This window comes from Sorangium sp. So ce131, assembly GCF_051519095.1.
Lineage (GTDB): Bacteria > Myxococcota_A > Polyangia > Polyangiales > Polyangiaceae > Sorangium.
Genome location: NZ_CP150455.1, coordinates 10547513 through 10564857 on the forward strand (window position 1 = coordinate 10547513; position 17345 = coordinate 10564857).

Annotated in this window: 20 protein-coding genes and 1 pseudogene; 9 read left to right on the plus strand and 12 right to left on the minus strand. The window is 71.0% G+C overall.

All coding sequences use genetic code 11. The features are described 5' to 3' along the window. Nucleotides 1-687: 687 nt before the first annotated feature. Nucleotides 688-942 carry a hypothetical protein gene (locus WMF43_RS38270; RefSeq protein ID WP_437672528.1) on the minus strand — a complete coding sequence of 85 codons (255 nt, stop codon included), beginning with the start codon at nucleotides 940-942 and terminating at the stop codon, nucleotides 688-690. A gap of 374 nt (nucleotides 943-1316) precedes the next feature. Here WMF43_RS38270 and WMF43_RS38275 point away from each other — a divergent pair, with 374 nt between their 5' ends. The 3 genes from WMF43_RS38275 (at nucleotide 1317) to WMF43_RS38285 (ending at nucleotide 4183) form a co-directional block, all read left to right on the plus strand. Then, on the plus strand, nucleotides 1317-1922 hold the full coding sequence (locus WMF43_RS38275) for an RNA polymerase sigma factor (protein WP_437672530.1): 606 nt from the start codon (nucleotides 1317-1319) through the stop codon (nucleotides 1920-1922). A gap of 101 nt (nucleotides 1923-2023) precedes the next feature. Further along, entirely contained in the window at nucleotides 2024-3085 is a 1062-nt protein-coding gene (locus WMF43_RS38280; protein ID WP_437672532.1) for a helix-turn-helix transcriptional regulator, read from the plus strand. 111 nt (nucleotides 3086-3196) lie between these two features. Continuing rightward, nucleotides 3197-4183 (plus strand): NAD(P)-dependent alcohol dehydrogenase, encoded by a 987-nt coding sequence (locus tag WMF43_RS38285; protein WP_437672534.1) that lies wholly within the window; start codon nucleotides 3197-3199, stop codon nucleotides 4181-4183. Here WMF43_RS38285 and WMF43_RS38290 read toward each other — a convergent pair. Further along, nucleotides 4149-5180, minus strand: coding sequence for a Rieske 2Fe-2S domain-containing protein (locus tag WMF43_RS38290; protein WP_437672536.1), 1032 nt, complete (start codon nucleotides 5178-5180; stop codon nucleotides 4149-4151). The genes WMF43_RS38285 and WMF43_RS38290 overlap by 35 nt on opposite strands. Nucleotides 5181-5250: 70 nt before the next feature. Here WMF43_RS38290 and WMF43_RS38295 point away from each other — a divergent pair, with 70 nt between their 5' ends. Further along, nucleotides 5251-5910 carry a hypothetical protein gene (locus WMF43_RS38295; protein ID WP_437672538.1) on the plus strand — a complete coding sequence of 220 codons (660 nt, stop codon included), beginning with the start codon at nucleotides 5251-5253 and terminating at the stop codon, nucleotides 5908-5910. Here WMF43_RS38295 and WMF43_RS38300 read toward each other — a convergent pair. After that, nucleotides 5874-6035: a hypothetical protein gene (locus WMF43_RS38300; RefSeq protein ID WP_437672540.1), complete on the minus strand. Its 162-nt coding sequence runs from the start codon at nucleotides 6033-6035 to the stop codon at nucleotides 5874-5876. The genes WMF43_RS38295 and WMF43_RS38300 overlap by 37 nt on opposite strands. 98 nt (nucleotides 6036-6133) lie before the next feature. On the opposite strand from WMF43_RS38300, the gene WMF43_RS38305 reads away from it, so the two are divergent. After that, nucleotides 6134-8008, plus strand: coding sequence for a metallophosphoesterase family protein (locus tag WMF43_RS38305; RefSeq protein ID WP_437672542.1), 1875 nt, complete (start codon nucleotides 6134-6136; stop codon nucleotides 8006-8008). Between the two features lie 251 nt (nucleotides 8009-8259). On the opposite strand, the gene WMF43_RS38310 is transcribed toward WMF43_RS38305, so the two are convergent. Further along, nucleotides 8260-8859, minus strand: coding sequence for an endonuclease/exonuclease/phosphatase family protein (locus tag WMF43_RS38310; protein WP_437672543.1), 600 nt, complete (start codon nucleotides 8857-8859; stop codon nucleotides 8260-8262). A 142-nt stretch (nucleotides 8860-9001) separates the two neighbouring features. Between WMF43_RS38310 and WMF43_RS38315 the strand changes: the two genes are divergently transcribed. After that, nucleotides 9002-9781, plus strand: a complete 780-nt coding sequence (locus tag WMF43_RS38315; RefSeq protein ID WP_437672545.1) for a GNAT family N-acetyltransferase — start codon at nucleotides 9002-9004, stop codon at nucleotides 9779-9781. Nucleotides 9782-10075: 294 nt separating this feature from the next. Here the strand turns inward: WMF43_RS38315 and WMF43_RS38320 are convergent, their stop codons facing one another. Both WMF43_RS38320 and WMF43_RS38325 read right to left on the minus strand, forming a co-directional pair. Then, nucleotides 10076-11047: a hypothetical protein gene (locus tag WMF43_RS38320; protein ID WP_437672547.1), complete on the minus strand. Its 972-nt coding sequence runs from the start codon at nucleotides 11045-11047 to the stop codon at nucleotides 10076-10078. A 191-nt stretch (nucleotides 11048-11238) separates the two neighbouring features. Further along, on the minus strand, nucleotides 11239-12588 hold the full coding sequence (locus WMF43_RS38325) for a CotH kinase family protein (protein WP_437672549.1): 1350 nt from the start codon (nucleotides 12586-12588) through the stop codon (nucleotides 11239-11241). A 363-nt stretch (nucleotides 12589-12951) separates the two neighbouring features. Here WMF43_RS38325 and WMF43_RS38330 point away from each other — a divergent pair, with 363 nt between their 5' ends. Further along, nucleotides 12952-13362: an LIC_13387 family protein gene (locus WMF43_RS38330; RefSeq protein ID WP_437672551.1), complete on the plus strand. Its 411-nt coding sequence runs from the start codon at nucleotides 12952-12954 to the stop codon at nucleotides 13360-13362. Nucleotides 13363-13420: 58 nt separating this feature from the next. Here the strand turns inward: WMF43_RS38330 and WMF43_RS38335 are convergent. From WMF43_RS38335 to WMF43_RS38350, 4 genes and pseudogenes are all read right to left on the minus strand, one after another. Then, nucleotides 13421-13711: pseudogene (locus WMF43_RS38335) on the minus strand (type II toxin-antitoxin system RelE/ParE family toxin). Continuing rightward, nucleotides 13698-13949 (minus strand): addiction module protein, encoded by a 252-nt coding sequence (locus tag WMF43_RS38340; protein WP_437672552.1) that lies wholly within the window; start codon nucleotides 13947-13949, stop codon nucleotides 13698-13700. The pseudogene WMF43_RS38335 and the gene WMF43_RS38340 overlap by 14 nt, the downstream one beginning before the upstream one ends. 12 nt (nucleotides 13950-13961) lie before the next feature. Beyond that, entirely contained in the window at nucleotides 13962-14381 is a 420-nt protein-coding gene (locus tag WMF43_RS38345) for a hypothetical protein (RefSeq protein WP_437672554.1), read from the minus strand. Then, a complete protein-coding gene (locus WMF43_RS38350) occupies nucleotides 14378-14665 on the minus strand; it encodes a UPF0175 family protein (RefSeq protein ID WP_437672556.1) in 288 nt (95 codons plus the stop codon). Before WMF43_RS38350 ends, WMF43_RS38345 begins: the two co-directional genes overlap by 4 nt. Nucleotides 14666-14899: 234 nt before the next feature. Here WMF43_RS38350 and WMF43_RS38355 point away from each other — a divergent pair, with 234 nt between their 5' ends. Together WMF43_RS38355 and WMF43_RS38360 are read left to right on the plus strand one after the other, a co-directional pair. Further along, nucleotides 14900-15055 (plus strand): hypothetical protein, encoded by a 156-nt coding sequence (locus WMF43_RS38355; RefSeq protein ID WP_437672558.1) that lies wholly within the window; start codon nucleotides 14900-14902, stop codon nucleotides 15053-15055. Between the two features lie 218 nt (nucleotides 15056-15273). Next, a complete protein-coding gene (locus tag WMF43_RS38360; RefSeq protein ID WP_437672559.1) occupies nucleotides 15274-16323 on the plus strand; it encodes a PEGA domain-containing protein in 1050 nt (349 codons plus the stop codon). A 16-nt stretch (nucleotides 16324-16339) separates the two neighbouring features. On the opposite strand, the gene WMF43_RS38365 is transcribed toward WMF43_RS38360, so the two are convergent. After that, nucleotides 16340-16471, minus strand: a complete 132-nt coding sequence (locus WMF43_RS38365; RefSeq protein WP_437672561.1) for a hypothetical protein — start codon at nucleotides 16469-16471, stop codon at nucleotides 16340-16342. Between the two features lie 692 nt (nucleotides 16472-17163). Continuing rightward, nucleotides 17164-17343: a hypothetical protein gene (locus WMF43_RS38370; protein ID WP_061626030.1), complete on the minus strand. Its 180-nt coding sequence runs from the start codon at nucleotides 17341-17343 to the stop codon at nucleotides 17164-17166. Nucleotides 17344-17345: the final 2 nt, after the last annotated feature.

Genomic DNA, 17345 nt, shown 5'->3' on the forward strand with positions numbered 1-17345 from the left:
ACGGCGGAGGGGCAGGGCGCGCGGGAGGTGTTTCCCGCGGTTCGCGCCCGGTCTGGAAGGCACGGCGGACGCCGCGCTGCCGTCGGCGCGCCGCGTCTCGCTCCATGCGCTGAGAAGCAGGCGCCACCGCGCCGTGCCCGCGAGCCCCACGAGGACGTGACCTTGCCGCGCGCGACCTTGCCGCGTTCGCCGGCAAGCGCGCGCCGTCAGCGTGGCCCGGGGGTGCGAGAGAACGCACACCGCCGCTGATACACGTACCCGCTGGCTGGCGGGTGCGCTCGGCGCCGCGAGGGAGGTCAAAAGGGCGGTGGTCAGGTGATTACGTCGAGGGGTCGGGCGAGGGAGAAGAGAAGCAGCTTCGGGATCCGGAGATAGCGAGCTCGTCGGCAGCGGGATCACTTCCCTGCTCCAACGGGCGGCCATCACGCCGGTTTCGCGGCGTGGGCCTTCACCTCGAATGAGGAAGGCGAGCTTGCCATCGACGATCCACTCGAAGACCGCGGGCGGATGGAAGCTGAGCGACCTCTGGAAGTCAACCTTTTTTCGGTGTTCCGGGGGCACGGACCTGGGGGCGATCCAGGTCGGAGGCCAGGTCGGAGGCCGGGTCGGAGGCCAGGTCGGAGGGGCGACCCGACCCCGGTCGCGCCGGAGGAGCATGCAGGGAGGAGGACGCCGCGCGCGGGCTGCTCAACCCGGGCCGGATTGCCGCAGCAGGTCCTCCGGCAGGCAGCCCGGGAACCTGGAATCGAAATCCTCCACATCCTTCAGCAGCTGGTGAAGAGATCGCTGCCGCCAATCACCTTCCATCGCCAGCGTATCGTCGCACCGGAGCAGCAGCCATTCGATATCGAGCACGGGAACGCCGGGCCCATCCAGCACCTCCAGAAGGCAAGCCCGGAGCCGCTGCGGCCAGACCTCCCTCGACTCGTTATCGACGTGCATCACTTCCCGCCCCGCGCGCATCGTCGCGCGTTATGACGTCGTACCACCTGGGACACACGCGCTCGGCCGCCTAAAAAAAACGAGCGCCCCCTGTAACGCCGGACCTCGACGCAGAGACTACTCCGCGCCGGGGCAGCGATGAGGTCGCTCCGCCCCGGTCCCGCGCTCGCTGGACCGCCGTGGGCATCTGTCGGGTCCCGCGCGCACGGGGCGCGTTGTTCCACGGAGCTCGGCTCCTCTCGCGCGCAGCGGGCAGCAGGCCCGGCGCCGGGCGGGCTCCCGGGAGCTGGTCGGCCGCGTCTGCGGGCCGGGCCGTATCGAGCCGTGTTGCGAGGAAGGCGCGCGCTGCGCGCCGTTCCGGAGGGGAGATGTCCATGCATGCAGCTGCCGATTCCAGGGGTCAACGTCTCGAGATCTCGCCCGCGCCGTGCGCCGAGGCGGCGATGGGGCTCGTGCTCGACGGCGACGATCGGGCGTTCGCCGCGGTGTACCGGGCGCTCGCGCCGCGCGTCCAGCGCCTGCTCGAGCGGCTCTCGCGCAACCCGGCGCTGGCCGACGACCTCACGCAGGAGACGTTCCTCCGGATGTTCCGGGCGCGCGCGGGCTACCGGCGCGGGGAGCAGGTCCTCCCGTGGGCGGCGACGATCGCGCGCCGCCTGTTCATCGAGCACCTGCGCCGCGCCCGGCACGAGCAGCTCGACGCGCCCGACGTGGTCGACCGCGCCGCGCCCCCGGGCACGGCAGCCGCGCCCGACGAGGAGATCGCCGCGCGCCGGATGGCGGAGGCGGTCGCGCGGGTGCTCGATGGGCTCCCGGTGCGCCAGGGCGAGGCCTTCCGGCTCGTGCGCGAGGAGGGGTGCAGCCTCCAGGAGGTCGCCGCGCGGCTCGGCTGTTCCGAGATGGCGGCCCGCCTCTGCGCGCACCGGGCGCGGACGAGCATCCGCCGCCACCTCGACGAGGCCTGGGGGCTCGCCGGCTGACAGGGAGGCGGCGGGGAGAGCTCCTCGGGGACGCGCGCCGCCGAGCGCGAACACCGGGCCGCCCAGCGCGATCGCCTCACGCGACGATCCCGCATCCCGCGATGCGCGCCGGCTTCGAGGGGAGCGACCGCGTCACGCGGGAGCGCGCCGGCGCGTGGTACAACGTCGGCATGGAGGCGATGAGGCTCGACGGCAGCGAGCGCGATCTCGAAGAGTTCTCGCTCCGGGTCCTCCAGAGCGCCGCGCCCATCGAGACCCCCTCCCCGTTCGAGCGCCGGATGCGCTGGGACGTGCGAGGGAACACGGGCCTCATCAGCGCCTCCACCCTGCGCTCCGGCATCTCCCTCGCCGCCGTCCGGTGCCGGTGGGAGCGGGCGGCGGGGATGGTCGTCGACCACGCGCCGATGAGGCTGGAGTTCGTCCTGTCGCGGGGGCCCCGGATGCGGATGACGAGCAGCGCTGGAGACAGCTACCTCCTCGGGGGCGGGACGTTCCAGATCGGCCAGGTCAAGGAGCCCCTGCGGCTCGTGTGCGCGTGGGACGCGTCGACCCTCGGTCAGGATCAGGACAACATCTGCCTCACCATCGACGGCCGGCGGCTCCGCGAGCTCCTGGGCTCGCAGGTCCTGCCCGCGCCCCTCGAGCGGATCGTGGCCCACCCGGGGGCCTACCCGCGCGCGGCGCAGGCCATGTCGCCGGCCCTGCACCGGCTGCTCGACGAGATCCTCGGCTGCAGCGCCAGGGGTACCTCCCGGCAGCTCTACCTCGAGGCCAAGGGGCTCGAGCTGATGGCGGCCATGGTCGATCAGCTGGAGGAGAGCGAGGGCGCGGCGTCGCCGCTCCTCACGCAGCACGACGTCGCTCGCCTGGAGCGGGCGCGGCACATCCTGCTGGCGTGTATGGTGGACCCGCCGACGCTCCCGGAGCTCGCGCGGCGCGCGGGGCTGAACGAGGTGAAGCTCAAGGCGGGGTTCCGCGCGCTCTTCGGCACGTCGGTCTTCGCGTACCTCCGGAACCACCGGCTGGACGAGGCCCACCGCCTGCTGCGCCAGCGGGCGTGCAACGTGACCGAGGTGGCGCAGCGGGTCGGGTACGAGAATCCGAGCAAGTTCGCGGCGGCGTTCCGCAAGCGGTTCGGCGTGAGCCCGTCGACGGTGGGCTGAGCGCCCGGCCTCCCGCCCGGAGCGGAGAGGCTCCCGCTTGGAGCGGCGGCGTCCAGCGTGCGGGACCACCCTCGCAGCGGACGGCGAGGGCGCTCGCCCCGGGAGAAGGTGATGAAGGCGATTGTTCAGGACGACTACGGCTCGGCCGACACCCTGCGGCTCGAGGAGATCCCCATGCCGGCGCTCGGCGACGACGGCGTGCTCGTGCGGATCGAGGCGGCGTCGGTGAACGCGGCCGACTGGCACCTGATGCGGGCGGATCCGTTCTTCCTTCGGCTTGCCGGCTTCGGGCTCTTCGCGCCGAAGCGCCGGGTGCCCGGCGCCGACATCGCCGGTCGGGTGGAGGCGGTGGGAAAGAACGTGACCCGGTTCCGGCCGGGGGACGAGGTGTTCGGGGACCTCTCCGCGCACGGGTGGGGCGCCTTTGCGGAATACGTCTGCACCTCGGAGGAGGCGCTGGCCCCGAAGCCGTCGAACGTGAGCTTCGAGGAGGCGGCGGCGGTCCCCATGGCGGCGGTGACGGCGCTCCAGGCGCTCCGCGACCGCGGACGGGTCCGGGCCGGGCAGAGGGTGCTCGTCAACGGCGCCTCCGGAGGCGTGGGGACGTTCGCCGTTCAGATCGCGAAGGCCCTCGGCGCGGAGGTGACGGGGGTGTGCAGCGCCGGGAACCTGGATCTGGTGCGCTCGCTGGGCGCCGATCACGTCGTCGATTACACGCGCGTCGACGTCACCCGGAGCGGACACGAGTACGACCTGATCCTGGACGCGGCAGCGTACCGTCCGGTCTCCGATTACCGACGCGCGCTCCGCGAGGGCGGCACGTACCTGTTCGTCGGAGGGACCACGGGGGCCTTGCTGCGGGTCGCGCTCCTGGGACCATGGTCCGGGTCGAAAGCGATGAAGATGCACGCCGCGCGCCCGAATGCCGCGGATCTCGTCGCCCTGACGGCGCTGATCGAAGGGGGCAGGGTCAGGCCGGTGATCGATCGGTGTTATCCGTTGAGCAGGGCACCGGAGGCGGTCCGTTACGTCGAGAGCCGGCGCGCGCGGGGGAAGGTGGTGATCACGCGCTCCGCCGCAGCCGGCCCGGGTCAATGAGCGGCGCCCGGCGTTCCTTCGCGTCGCGCGCGTGATCACGCTCGTCGTCGGTGGCGCTCGAGGTGCCCTTCAGCTCGGCGAAGTAGCGCTTGCGGAAGAACAGCGTGGGGGCGTCGGTGCGGACCGAGCGCTCCTCGCCAGCCGGGGGGATCTCGGCCGGGAAGGAGGACTCGACGATGGCGCGATCCTCGAAGGCGATGCGCGCGTTCATGCGGTGGAAGAAGAAGTCGAAGAGAGGGCTCGTCAGGAAATCGCGGGCCATGGTCATGAGCATGCGGGTGCGCCGACCATCGATGGGGACGCAGGCGACGAGCATCATCATGCGCTTGTTCGGGATCGGGATGTGCAGGTTCATCTGGTTGGGCCAGCGGAAATCGAGCGAGCCGGCCTCGGGCTTGCCGTCGATGCGAACGTGGGTGTGCGCGCCCCAGGGGCGCTCTTCCCAGGCGATGTCCATTCGCGCGTCGCTGCGGCCTGCCATGCTCTTGCCGATGGTCTTGCGGTGGACGAAGGGCAGGTGGGGCCAGTCGAGCATGTTCTCCATGGCGCGCGTCCAGTGGGTGGCCCACTCGATCTGGAAGCCGGAGATGCGGACGCCCGGGCGGAAGAGCGCCTCGTGCGCTTCGGGCTCGGTGGCGGGACGGTCGATCGGCGCCGTGTAGACCCAGATCTGGCCGGCGAGCTCGCGCGCCGGGAAGGCGACGCCGCGGAGGGTCGAGAGCTTCGCGTCGGGGTTCCACGGGACGTGGCAGACCTGGCCGGACGCCTCGATCTGCCAGCCGTGGAAGGGGCACTCGAGGCACCCGTCCTTCACGTGGCCGAGCGAGAGGGCGACGCCGCGGTGAGGGCAGCGGTCGAGGAGCGCAGACGGTTTGCCCTCCCTGTCGCGCAGGAGGACGAGCGGGGTGCCGGCCACCTGCACGGCGAGGGGCCGGTCCGCACGGAGGTCGGCCGCCAGCGCGACCGGGGTCCAGACGTTCGCGAAGCCTTCGAACATGGGGCACCTCGTTTGTTATCACGAGTGTGATATTATATTTTTCGAAGTCAAGCGGGCAGAATGGAGGGCGATGGGCAGGCGGGCCGGGGCTCGGAACCAGGACTACGAAGCGACGCGGGAGGTGATCGCGCGCAAGGTGCTCGGGGCGGTGGTGCGGCGCGGGGCGCAGGTGAGCCTGCACGAGCTCGCGCGCGAGGCGGAGGTCTCGATCCCGACGCTCAAGCACTACTTCGGCGATCGATCGGGCGCGGTGGCCGAGGCGCTGCGGACGGTGCGCACGAGCGCGGCGCAGTACATCGCGACGGTGGCGGAGCCCGGCGATCTCGGCCTGCGGGAGTCGCTGCTCGGGCTCGGGTCGGGCCTCGCGGCGGTGTGGGTGCCGACGGGGGTCGGGCAGCTCTTCTCGGCCGGGATGGCGGCGGGGCTCTTCGACGCGGTCGCCGGCCCCGGCTACCTGGACGGGGTGCTCGAGCCGACGGTGCGCGCGATGGAGGAGCGCCTGCGCGTGCACGCGCGCCGCGGCGAGGCGCGCCTCGATCCCGAGGACGAGCTGTCGGTGCGCACGGCCGCGCTCGCGTTCCTGTCGCCGCTGCTCGTGGCGCTCATCCACCAGCACGGGCTCTCGGGCACCACCTGCCGGCCGCTGCCGATGCAGCCGTTCCTCGAGAACCTGGTGGACGGCTTCGTGGCGGCCTACGGGCACAGCGAGGGACGGAAGGCGCGGGCGTGAGCGGGCGCGACCGTGCGCCCGGCCACCGTGCCCACCACGCCCTTTCCTGTGATGATCGACGGAGACGCGAGGGCGAAGCTGGCGGCCTGCGCGACCTTCACCGCCTGCGCGAGCAGGGCTTCCACGAGGGCATGATCGCTCAGAGGGCCTCGCCCGGCCAGGGCGACGCCCGTTCGCGCGATGCGGCCGACGGGAGCCGCGCCGGGGTATAGTCGCCGCCTATATGCTCGATCGCCAACAGGTGTTGCGCCAGACGCGGGCCCGGCTGCACCCGGACCGCATCGCCCGGCGGGAGGACGCGCTCGCGCGAGCGAGGATGCTGATCGAGGGCTCCCTCGGGCAGCTCGACGAGACCGGCCTCCGGCGGCTGCTCCAGCTCTTCAACGCCGACCACGTCGACGGCCGCGACGTGAACAATCGCTTCGCCACCGGCCTGATCGGCCACAACGCGAAGCTGCTGGTCGCCGCGCTCGACGGCGTGAACGCGGCGGTGCCTTCTTTGTGGCGAGCCGACGACGCCTGGCTCGCCGAGCACCTGGTCGCGCTCCGCCGCGGGCGCGGCCTGCCGGGCGGCGGCTGGCTGTTCCCATCGATGATCCTGCACGCCCGGGATCCCATGCGCTTCCCGCCGGCGACCGAGACGATGGCGCGGGGGCTCGCCGCGATCGACGGCGGCCCGCCCGTCGCGCTCGGCAGGCCGAGCGGGTACCTCGACTACAGCGCACGCGTCCGCAAGCTGCTCGAGGAGCACGCGATCTCGCCCCACGGCGCCGACGTGCTGCTCTGGCAGGGGGCCGAGCTCGCCGGAGAAGCCGCGGACTCGGACGCGGTCGAGCTCGAAGGATCCCCGGCCGCGCCCCCCGCGCCGGAGCCCGCGCGGCCGACCGCCGGACGCGACGCGACGACCGCTGGCATGGCCGTCCGGGATCTCGACGCCTCGGCCGAGCTGTCGCGCTCGAGCAGCCCTCCCGAGAAGGACCCGAGCGCCCCGCGGCCAGCGCCGTCCGCGCCCGCGAGGCCCGCCTCGCTCGGCTGGCTGCACCTCACCGACCTCCACCAGGGCATGAGCGGCGCGAGCTGGCTGTGGCCGAACGTCATGGCCGCGCTGTTCGACGACCTCGCGCGCCTGCACGACCTGTGCGGCCCGTGGGACCTCGTGCTGTTCACCGGGGACCTGACCCAGCAAGGCAGCCGCGACGAGTTCGGGAAGCTCGACGCGACCCTCGACCGGCTGTGGCGGCGCTTCGACCAGCTCGGCTCGCAGCCGCGGCTGATCACCGTGCCTGGCAACCACGACCTGAAGCGCCCCAGCGATCTCGATCCGTACGTGCTCGCCCTCTCGCAGTGGCACGCCAACGCGCGCCTGCGCGACCGGGTGTTCGACGCGAACGACAGCCTCGGCTACCGCGAGCGCCTCGCGCAGATCTTCAGGCCCTACACCGCGTGGGTCGATTCCTGCCGGTGGCACGTCCGCGACCGCCGGAAGATCGGTCTCCTGCCGGGCGACAGCTCGTACTCGCTGTCGCTCCACGGCCTTGAGCTCGGCGTCATCGGTCTCAACTCGGCCTTCCTGCAGCTCACCGGCGGCGACTACCAGGAGCGCCTCGCCGTGGACCCGCGCCAGCTCCACGTCGTCTGCGACGAGTACGCCCCCGAGTGGTTGCAGCGCCACCACATCAACCTGCTGCTCACCCACCACCCGCCCGAGTGGCTCCACCCGCAGGCACGCCAGGACTTCCGCCAGGAGGTCGACCCGGCCGGTCGCTTCGCCGCCCACTTCTTCGGCCACATGCACGAGGGCACGGCCACCTCGACCGCCCACGGCGGCGGCCACGCGCGTCACGCCCTGCAGGGCGCCTCCCTCTTCGGTCTCGAGGAGCACGACGGCCCCGGCGGCCGCGGCGTGACCCGCCTCCATGGCTTCAGCGCCGGCCGCTTCGAGCTGCTCCCCGGCGCCGCGCAGGCCCGCGTGCGCGTCTTTCCCCGGCGCATGTTCACGAGCGCCGGCGGGCGGAAGATCGACCGTGACGTCTCCGCCTACCACCTCGACGAGCGCGGCTCGTTCGCCTACGAGGTCCCGACCGCCCGCCGCACATGACGCCTCGCCCGCGCCATGCTCACCCTCCGGCCACTCGATCTGGCGCGGGCGCCGACGTCGAAGCTCGTGGTGCGCTGGGGAATGACGCGACAGCATCCTCGAGCTGCTCTTCAAGTGAAAACGGCTCCGCTGCGAGTTCTACGAGGCCCGACGGTTCGATGCGTACGGCGGTCATGCGCTCCTCCGCGGTGCCAACCTACCGGTCTGCCGCTGCGCGAAGCGCAGTCAGCAGCAGTGGCGTCTTGGGTAGCTCAATCCAGTTCCAGGAACATCGCGGAGTGGTCCGAAACTCTGCGGATTCGCACCTCGTGCGAGTAGGAGACGCAACGAACTGTCTTGGTTAACTGAGGAGATCCAAAAGCATGGTCGATTCGGAAGCCATTGCCGACGCCGCTGAACCAAGAGAACTCACGGGCTTCTGGATTCCTCTCCCTCCACAAGTCCACCCACCCCTGCTCCAGTAACCCGGCGAACCGGTCAGCGCAAAAGAAGGTCTCCCCGTGTTCGTCGAGATGATGGAGACCCGTGTTGAAGTCTCCGAAGAGCAGCGCCCGCCTGTTGAGGAGTTCGGTCCTGCCGAGGAGCCAGTCGAAGAGCGGCGCCTTGCTCCTCTTGTTCGGGAAGTATAGGCCGCAAACAACCAGATCATCGAACTCGGCGGTGACCAAGCGGTGCTCATAGCCTGGTGGGACTCCTTCTGCCGACCGCACTTGGAAGGGAAATCGCGCGGCGACGAGGACGGAGTTTTGTCGACGGTTTGAGACCGATGATGCTTGATGGACGAGTCCAAGCTCACGAAGACCTGCCTGAAGCTCATCCCCCGCCGAGCCCGTTCGGAACTCGGTGAGCAAGGCGTGCGTGCAGGCCAGCGATTGTGTCGTGGTATCTCTGACTCATGCATGTGCTATGCGCGGGACATGAGCACCGAGCTCGCGCAGGCGAGCAGGTGATTTGAGCGTGGGCGCGCGCTCATCGATGTGCCATAAGCGGGGCATGAGCACCGAGCTCGCGCAGGTGATTTCATTCCGTCGGCTGCTCCAGGACCGGGCCTCCACCCGCCTGGAGCGGTTCCCGGGCGGAACCGCGCTGTTCAACGATGAATTCCGCCTCTCGTTCAGCCACAACCGGCTTCGGCTGGAGGCGGCGGGGGACGAGGTGCGGGCGATGGATCTCGCCGCGATCTGCGACGATCTTCTCGGCGCCGCAGGGCATGCGCACCGCAGCATCACCGTCGAGGACGAACGCACCGGTCTCCGGCTGGCTCCCGACTTCGTGGCCATGGGGTGGGTCGCGCGGCGGGACCTGGTCATGGTGCATCGGGCGCTGCCCGCCGCGCGCGCCGGCGCGAAGCTCGTCCGCGAGCTCGACTGGAGCACCGTCCGTCCGATGGTCGAGGAGACGGTGCGGCGCCTCAAGCATGAGAAGGGCGCCGAGGTGGTGCGGCAGCTCGTCGACCGCAACCTCCTCGTACGCCGGGCGGCGCGCCTGCGCCACTTCGGCGTCATCATGGATGGGCGCGTCGTGAGCTCCTGCGACCTCTACGAGGGCGGCGCGGTGGCCCAGATCGAGGAGGTGGCGACGCTGGAGGAGTACCGCGGACGGGGCTACGCGCAGGCCGTGGTGCGGACGGCGGTCGAGGCCGCTCAGCAGAGCGCTCACCGGATCATCTTTATCAACGCCATCGCGGACGACTGGCCGAAAGAGATGTACGGGCGGCTGGGGTTCGAGGCGATCTCTTCCATTCATGAGCTGACGCGGCTGCCCCCAGGCTGAACGGCGCAGGCGGCGGTGCTCGCCCGTCGCCTCGGCCGCGCCCTCGGCGCCGACGACCGCCGCGGCAGAGGGCCCCGCGCCGCGCCGCCCGCGCGCCGCGCGAACTTCTCGGCACTCAGCCCGCTCCGCTCCCATCGCTCCCCCGCAGACCGGCCGCAGGGTCGTCGAGGCCGGCGACGGGGGCCGGGGCACGCCGGGCCAGGGCGGCGGCGGCGGCCCGAGGGGCGGGCCGCCGACGAGCCTGGCTGTGATTTCGACCTTGATCGAGGGCGCGTCTCCCCGGTGGGCATCGCTTCAGTTCGGGACCGGCACGAACTCCGTGCATGCATCCCGGATCGCCGTGAGGGCGTTCGTGAGGCCGTCCTCGAGGCGTCCTTCGCACAGATCCCAGAAGAAGCCGCGCTCGTCGGCGGTGAACGTGTCCGCGATCGCCTGCAGGGTGTTGGCCTGCTCCGCGCTCCCGTAGGCCCCCTCGCAGGCGCTCCGCCCGCCGATGCCGAGGAACACGACGTTCTTGGCGTCACCCTTCGCGGCGACGATCCGGTCGTGCAGCGCTTGCGGCGGCTGGGACGGCACGGGCTGCTCGTCCTCGTCGGTGATCGCCACCACCACGAGCAATGCGTCCTGCCGGAGGAAGCCCGCGTTGTCGCCGGTCGAGAACGGCGCCTCCAGCGAGGCGGCGATCGCGGACACCGGCTGCTCGTCGTCGTCCTCGCCGCTGCACTGGGCGTCGCCCGAGTAGATATCTGCGGCGCACCCGAACTCGCCCGTGATGTTTGTGCTCGAGCTATCCATCCACGGCTTTCCGCTCTGGAACGAGCAGTCTCCCGTGGAGGCGCCGCGTGTATGGAAATTCGCGGGAAGGGGGCAGGCGTCCAGCACGGCCGCGCGGAAGTCCGTGAGGCCCTCGATGTCGAGCAGCGCCTGCGCGAAGGCCGGGAACACGATTTCCCTTAGCGATTCCTTCTCTTCGTGCATGCTCCTGGAGTTGTCGACCGCGAACACGACATCGATGTGCTCGCAACCCGTGCTGCCCTCGCCGTGGCTTCCTATCCCGCCGTTCGCTCCGCCGACGCCGGCGCCGAGGAGGCCGCCTCCCTGCCCGCCGAAGGTGTCGCCGCCCTGCCCCGAGGCTCCCCCGCCGGTGAATCCGCCGCCCGAGGCGCCAGGCGAGCCCATGTCCTGGCCGCTCCCGGAGTACCCGCCGCACCCGGCGAGACCCATCATCCCTGCGCAGAGCGCCGCGCACCATGCCCTGAGATCCATGCTGTACTCCTTCTCCTTCGGGCACCGTGCCATTCCCATTCGTAGCACGGCTCGATAAACATCGATGCTCGAAACCTCGTGACAAAACGCGCGGCGCGCTGGCTCCGGCGGCTCGCGAGGCCTGCCAGGTCGGCGGGCGCGCGCTGAACTGCGCAGCGCTGGGGTGGGGGGAGAGCTGCGTGCCCCGGCGCTCACCTGAGTTGTTGCTGTAGTTCCGGGAGGCGATCCTGCCACCAGGCGCTCAGGGTGGAAACCGCGTCGGCGGCGCCGTCGGCGAGGGCGGGGTCGGCGTCGATGGCCGCGGCGGCGACGCTGAGGACGCGGTTGAGCTCGGCCTCCACGAAGGACGCTGTGATCTTTTCGTCGAGGATTTGCTGGACGATGGCGAGGTAGTCCGCCTCCCAGTGGCTGAAGAACGCGTCGGTAAAGGCGGTGGTGCCGCCGGGCACGCTGTCGTTGATGATGTCCACCGAGGCCGACATGGTGGTGTCGAGATCCCAGGGGATGTAGGTGCGCTTCCCGTCGATGGAATCGTAATGGTAGTAGTTGTTGTCCTTGTAGAGGAGGCCGTCCGTGTTGCCGATGATGGCGTTGACGGCGCCCAGGCGATGCATCTGCGGGATGTCCGCGCGCGTGGGTAGCTGCTCGGCCAGCGTGGCGTCGTCAGGGCTGGCACAGCCGCCCTTCTGCAGGAAGCAGTACCAGGCCTCGTGCGGGTTCTCGACGCCGTCGTTCTCGTGCGTCTTCAAGCCATCGCCGTCGCCGCCGGACTTCTTGTAGAGCCAGCCGCCGTTTTCGCCCAGCCGATCCTGAAGGAAACGTTTGTCGACCTGTTCGATATGCACGTACACCATCGCCGGGCCGCCGTTGATGCTGATCTTGGCCAGCGCGCTGCGGCTGGCCATGACGCCCGCTGCGCGCATGAAGCGCCAGCCGAGATACTCCGCGATCACGTCGCGCGGCGTGGCATCGTCCTGATTGGAGCCGGAGCTCGTGCCGTTGTCGAACCCCAGCTTCTTCAAGCCGTAGAAGGATTGCCCGGCGACCGTCGAATCCAGCTCGACCTTGAGGCCCACCTTCGTGGCGCCTCCCGAGCGCTTGCGCTCGATGGCGACTTGCATGGGCGCACCGCCGTTGCAGCTGAATTCCCCGGGGAGGGAGAGCGAGAACGTGGTGTCGGCGAGGATGGCGGCGTAATCGTCGGGCGCCATCGTGATGGCGTACTCCAGCACCTGATCGGGGTTGAACACGCCGGAGCAGCCGGTGTCCGTGTCCAGCGAGGATGTGCCGCCGCCACCGACGCCCGTGCCGGCACCGACGCCCGTGCCGCCACCGACGCCCGTGCCGGCGCCGTTGCCCGTGCCGGCGCCGTTGCCCGTACCGGCGCCGTTGCCGCCGCTGCCGGCACCGTTGTCGCCGCCGCCACCGATGCCCGTGCCGGCACCGCTGTCGCCGCTGTCGGCATCACTGCCGCTGCTGCCGCAACCGACCATGGCGATGCTCGACGCCGCCATCATGATGAAGCCAAGGAATCGATCCATTCCATATCTCCTTCGAATGCACTTCCCGATGTTGCTGTAGCGGGTGTCGGTCATTGTCACACCGCTGATGCCGCTGGTACATGGCGGGGGAGGGGACGGCGCGTCCCGGTCGACCCCAAGGGACCGCCTCCGCCCCGGGACGGCTCACAGGAGCGAACCGAGACGATCCGTGAGCCGTCTCGGACCCCTGCCGGTCCTTTGTTTGACGGAGAGCTGTGCCCACCCGCATCGAAGCCGCCCCGCAGCGCCGCGCCGCGGGCCGGCAAGTGCCGTATTGAGATCTCCAGGGCCGTGCTCTAGATCCAAACGGCAGCGTGTGGAGCGCACCCGCCAGGGACCGGCGGCAAAGAAACGAGGGCTGTCATGAGTAGCCGTGCACAGGTGCTGTTTCAGGTGGGCGCGTGGGCGTGGGTCGTCACCGGGCTCGGGCACCTCGCGCTCAACGCGCTGCTGCTACGTCGCCCCGCGACGCCCGCGAAGACCGCGCTCCTCGGCGCGATGCGGGCGCACCGGATGTCCATGATGGGGCTGTCGCGCGACCTGCTCGGCCTCTTCAGGGGGTTCAGCGTGGCCATGGGCCTGGTGCTGGCGCTGCACGGCGCCGTCTGCGTGCTCGCCGCGCCCGCCCTCGCCGCGCTGCCTGCTGTCGTGGCGCTGAACGCGGCGGTGTCGCTGGCGCTGCTGGTCCTCGCCGTCCGCGCGTTTCCGCCGCCGCCGATCGTGACCATGCTGGTCGCGACGACGTGCTTCGGCGCGGCGCTCGTGGTGCGCTGAGCGTGCGGGCGAAGATTGCCGATAGCCCGTCGCAGTCGCCACGAGCGGGCCGTCGGAATTACCTCTTTCTCCAGTAGCCCGGCCTCTGCTTCGCGTGTGCGATGGCCACGACAAGAATGCGCGTTGGCTCGTCTCGGTACACGACGAGATAGGGAAATCGTGTCAACCGCACCCGACGCGTCCCGTATCGGTAAGAGGGTCAGCGGTCCGGCGCCTCCGCAATTCGGGTCAATGCCGCCTCGATCTCGTCGGCGAACCGTTCCGCCACGCGTGGATCCCGTTCCGCGTACCACGCCGCAGCCTCCTCGGCTTCCGCAAGTGCGGCTGGCAGGACCTCAACGAGCTTCACGACGGCCGTTTGCAGCCGCCAGGATGCGGCGTCGGGCTTCCGGCCAGGGGACTGGCGTGACGACCCCGGCGTCGACGTCGGCGAGACGTTGCTGGATCTCCTCGGCCCACGCAGCCTCGACCTCCTCGGTCGTCTGCTCGGGCGCGTCGAGGCTCTGGATCAGCGTGGCCGCCACGGCCGCTCGGTCCTCCGCCGACAGACGCAGCGCTGCGACCAGGACATCCTCGACGTCGCTCATGGTGCAGGGAGCTTACCGCCAGCTCAGCCGGGTCACGAGCGGGACCCGCCTCACCGAGGCCGCGTCGTGACCGAGCTGCACAAGCGCCTCGACCAGGGAAGTCGGCAGATACGTCCTGCCAATCTGCCGACGGTCCGGGCAGCGCGCTTCGCGCCGCTGGCCGGACCGTCGGCAGCATTGGCTCGTTGGGCAGCTCTGCTGCACGAGGAGCTGCCGCAGAAAAGGCCCATCGAGCGGCGCGGCCACAACCAACGCATCGGCACCTGGCGCCTCACGCCAAGCGCCGAGGACATGCTGGCCTCGATCGAGTTCGTCGACCACCTGGGCGGGAACGAGCACGCGCCCGAACAGAAGCTCGAGCAATGGAAGCTGTCCGATCCGGAGGAGGTGCGACACGGGCGTGTTGTTCGTCACCACCAGCGGCGTCGTCATGGGAGCCCGCCACTGCCCGCGGCTCGCCGGAACGCAGCGAGGTCGGCGAGATCCTCATCGAAGTCCTCGACCGTGAGCCGTGACGGGATCCCGCGCTGCCCGAGGAGGTCGTCGAAGGCAACCCGATCCATCCCCGACAGCCGGCGAGCGGCGGCCTTGGGCAAGAGCTCGCGAGCGTACAGCTGCACGGCCAGCTCCCGCTTGAGCACGGCCTCCCGCTCGGCTGGCGGAATGCGTGCCTCGTCGAGGATATCGTTCGATATTTCGAGGTTGAACGATCCCATGCTGCCTCACGCGCCGCCGGTGCACCCCTAGGATCCCACCCGACGCCGCGGCCTGCAAGGCCGAGATGCTCCCCGCCCCACGCTGCCCGGGTCGACGGCCGGGCGAACGCTCACGTGACCCGGGGTCCACGCCACGCGCATGTCGCGTCGACGCAGCTCACTCATCGTCTGTGGGATCGTCGTCGGGAGCGACGTCCGCCGGGACGGCGCGGGGCGGACACGGGCGGCCCTGGGATGGTCCACCACGAGAGCTCGCCGTACAACATGCCGGAGCTCAACTGGTATCATGGCTACCCGCTCGTCTGGTGCCTGATGCTGGCGAGCAGCATCGGCCTGCTCGCCTACTACCGCCGCAAGGGCTGGCTCGGGAAGGGCGGCGACGACGGCTGAGCCGACGCGGCGCGCGACCGGCCGCGCGACCTGCCGCCTCCGCGGCGGCGAACCGCATGTGCGGGCGCGGATCACACGGTCGGGTGGAGCGCGGGCGTGGACGCAGGCCTACGGGACGGTGGGGTGACGAATCTGCCAATTGACTTGGGATCGCCGCAGCAAGTATCTCAGCGTGCGTGCCTCGCTTGATCTCCTGGCTGCTGCCATGTGCTCTCGCGATGTCCGTCGCTGGTGTCGGGAATACGGCGAGCGCGGACGAGCCCTACGACGATCCGGACGTGCGCGCGGCGTCGATGACGGCGGGGCTGCTGCGCCGCGCCAGGCAGGCGCAGGCGGCCGGGCGGCAGGTGGCGGCCGCGGCGACCTACGAGCGGGCGCTGGAGGCCGCGCAGGGGGCGTGGACGACCGACGCGGAGCGGGCGACGATCGCCGGGGAGCTCGGGCTGGTCGAGCTCACGCTGGGGCGGCATCGGGACGCGGCAACCCACCTGGCGCAGTGCCTCCAGCACCGGGGCGTGATCAGCGGATGGCTCCGCGGCCAGGTCGATGATGGCCTGCAGCGCGCCGCGAAGCGCGTGGCGACGGTCTACGTGACGACCAATCCGCCGGGCGCCGAGGTCCTGATCGACGGGCAGGCGCTCTCCCCGCCGGAGCCGGTCCACGAGGTGTTCGTGGAGCCGGGGGAGCACACCGCGCGGGCGCGGCTCGAGGGGCACGAGGAGGCGGAGCGCTCGTTCACCGCCGAGGCTGGCCAGACGCACCCGATCGCCCTCAAGCTGCCGCGCCTCCCGGAGCGCGCCGCGCGCGCGCCGGAGGCGGCCGCTGCTGCGCCGCTCTCGGCGGCTCCGGCTGCGCCTCCGGCGGGGTCGACCTTCCCGCTGACGGAGCTGCGCATCGGCGGGGTGGCGCTCACGACGGCGGCGGTGGCGGCCGGCACGGTCTTCCTCCTGCGGTCCGGCGTCCTCCGCGACGACCTCGCCGCGCAGCAGGCCGCGCTCCGCCGCGGGGGGTGGGACCCGTTCGCGTGCGGGGGGGCGGACGCGCCGCTGGCCTGCACCGAGCTCCGCGACACCGCCGAGGCGCGGGACCTGTTCCGCGAGCTCGGGGTGGGGACGCTGGTGGCGGGCGGCGTCTTCGCGGCCGTGACGGTGGCCGCGTTCCTCGCGGAGCCGTCGTCCATGGCGAGCGAGCCGGCCCGCCAGGGCGTCCGCGTCGTGCCGGTGATGACGGCAGAGCGGGCGGGGGTCTTCCTTCAGGGCACGTGGTGACAAGGCACGTCCTGCTTCACTGCACGACGAGGTCTCCGGCCAGGCGCGGCGCGACCTCGTAGGTCTGCTCGTACTGCGCGGCGAGGCCGGTCACCTCGATGACCTGATCGACGGTGAGCGACGCCATGTCGATGACCTGTCTACACATCCATGGTCTCTGACGCCGCTACGCGCAGGGGACGAGCGGTCACGCGTCGCGCTCCGCCGGCGAGGCGCCGGGCCCACGAGGAACGAGCGCCCCCGGCGCGTCGGCGTCACTCGCTGACAAAATCCACTTCCTCATGGCCGCACAGCTTGCAAGTCCGCACCCGAGGGACGTGGGCGCCCGTCCTGATGCCCGCATCGTTGCTCGGGAATTTCTCGACCCGCCGCGAGCCCTGCGGCACCCGGGACAGGGGCGGTCGGTGAGGAGCAACCATGCCGACAGCACGGCGCCGGGCCAGACGGCGTAGCCACCCAGACGAAACCAGGCCGAGGTCTCCTCTCCGGCAGCATGGAAGGCGACGGGGATGGCCATGGTGACGAGACCCGCGATCGCCGTCGCGATCACGGAACAGCGCGTGCTCCTCAGCTGGTACATCCGCAGCAACAGGGGCCATACAGCAGCGAAGCAGACAAGAGGCATCGCGATCGACGGTTGCTCCCGGTGACCATAGACGAGGGCAGCAGACACGACGACCGCCGGAACGAGCAGGATCAGCGAGGCCGGCTGGGAAGCGGACTGGGCCGGGGACGGGGGCCGGGGCACGCCGGGCCAGGGCGGCGGCGGAGGCGGCGGCCCGAGGGGCGGGCTCGGCGTGTGCGGCGCGGCGTCCAAGGGGGGCGCCGGGCATCGCCTCGTCACGAGGCTTTGCGAACGACCGTCACCTCGCGCGGCGGCAGCCGTACGACCTTCCGCCCGCTATTGGCCTCACGCGCCTTGAGCGCCTCGGCGAGCTTATCAACATCATAGTCGTGCTCCTTGGCGATGGCGTCGCGGGTAGCACGGACCTCGTCGATGATGGAATCGGAATAGCGCATGA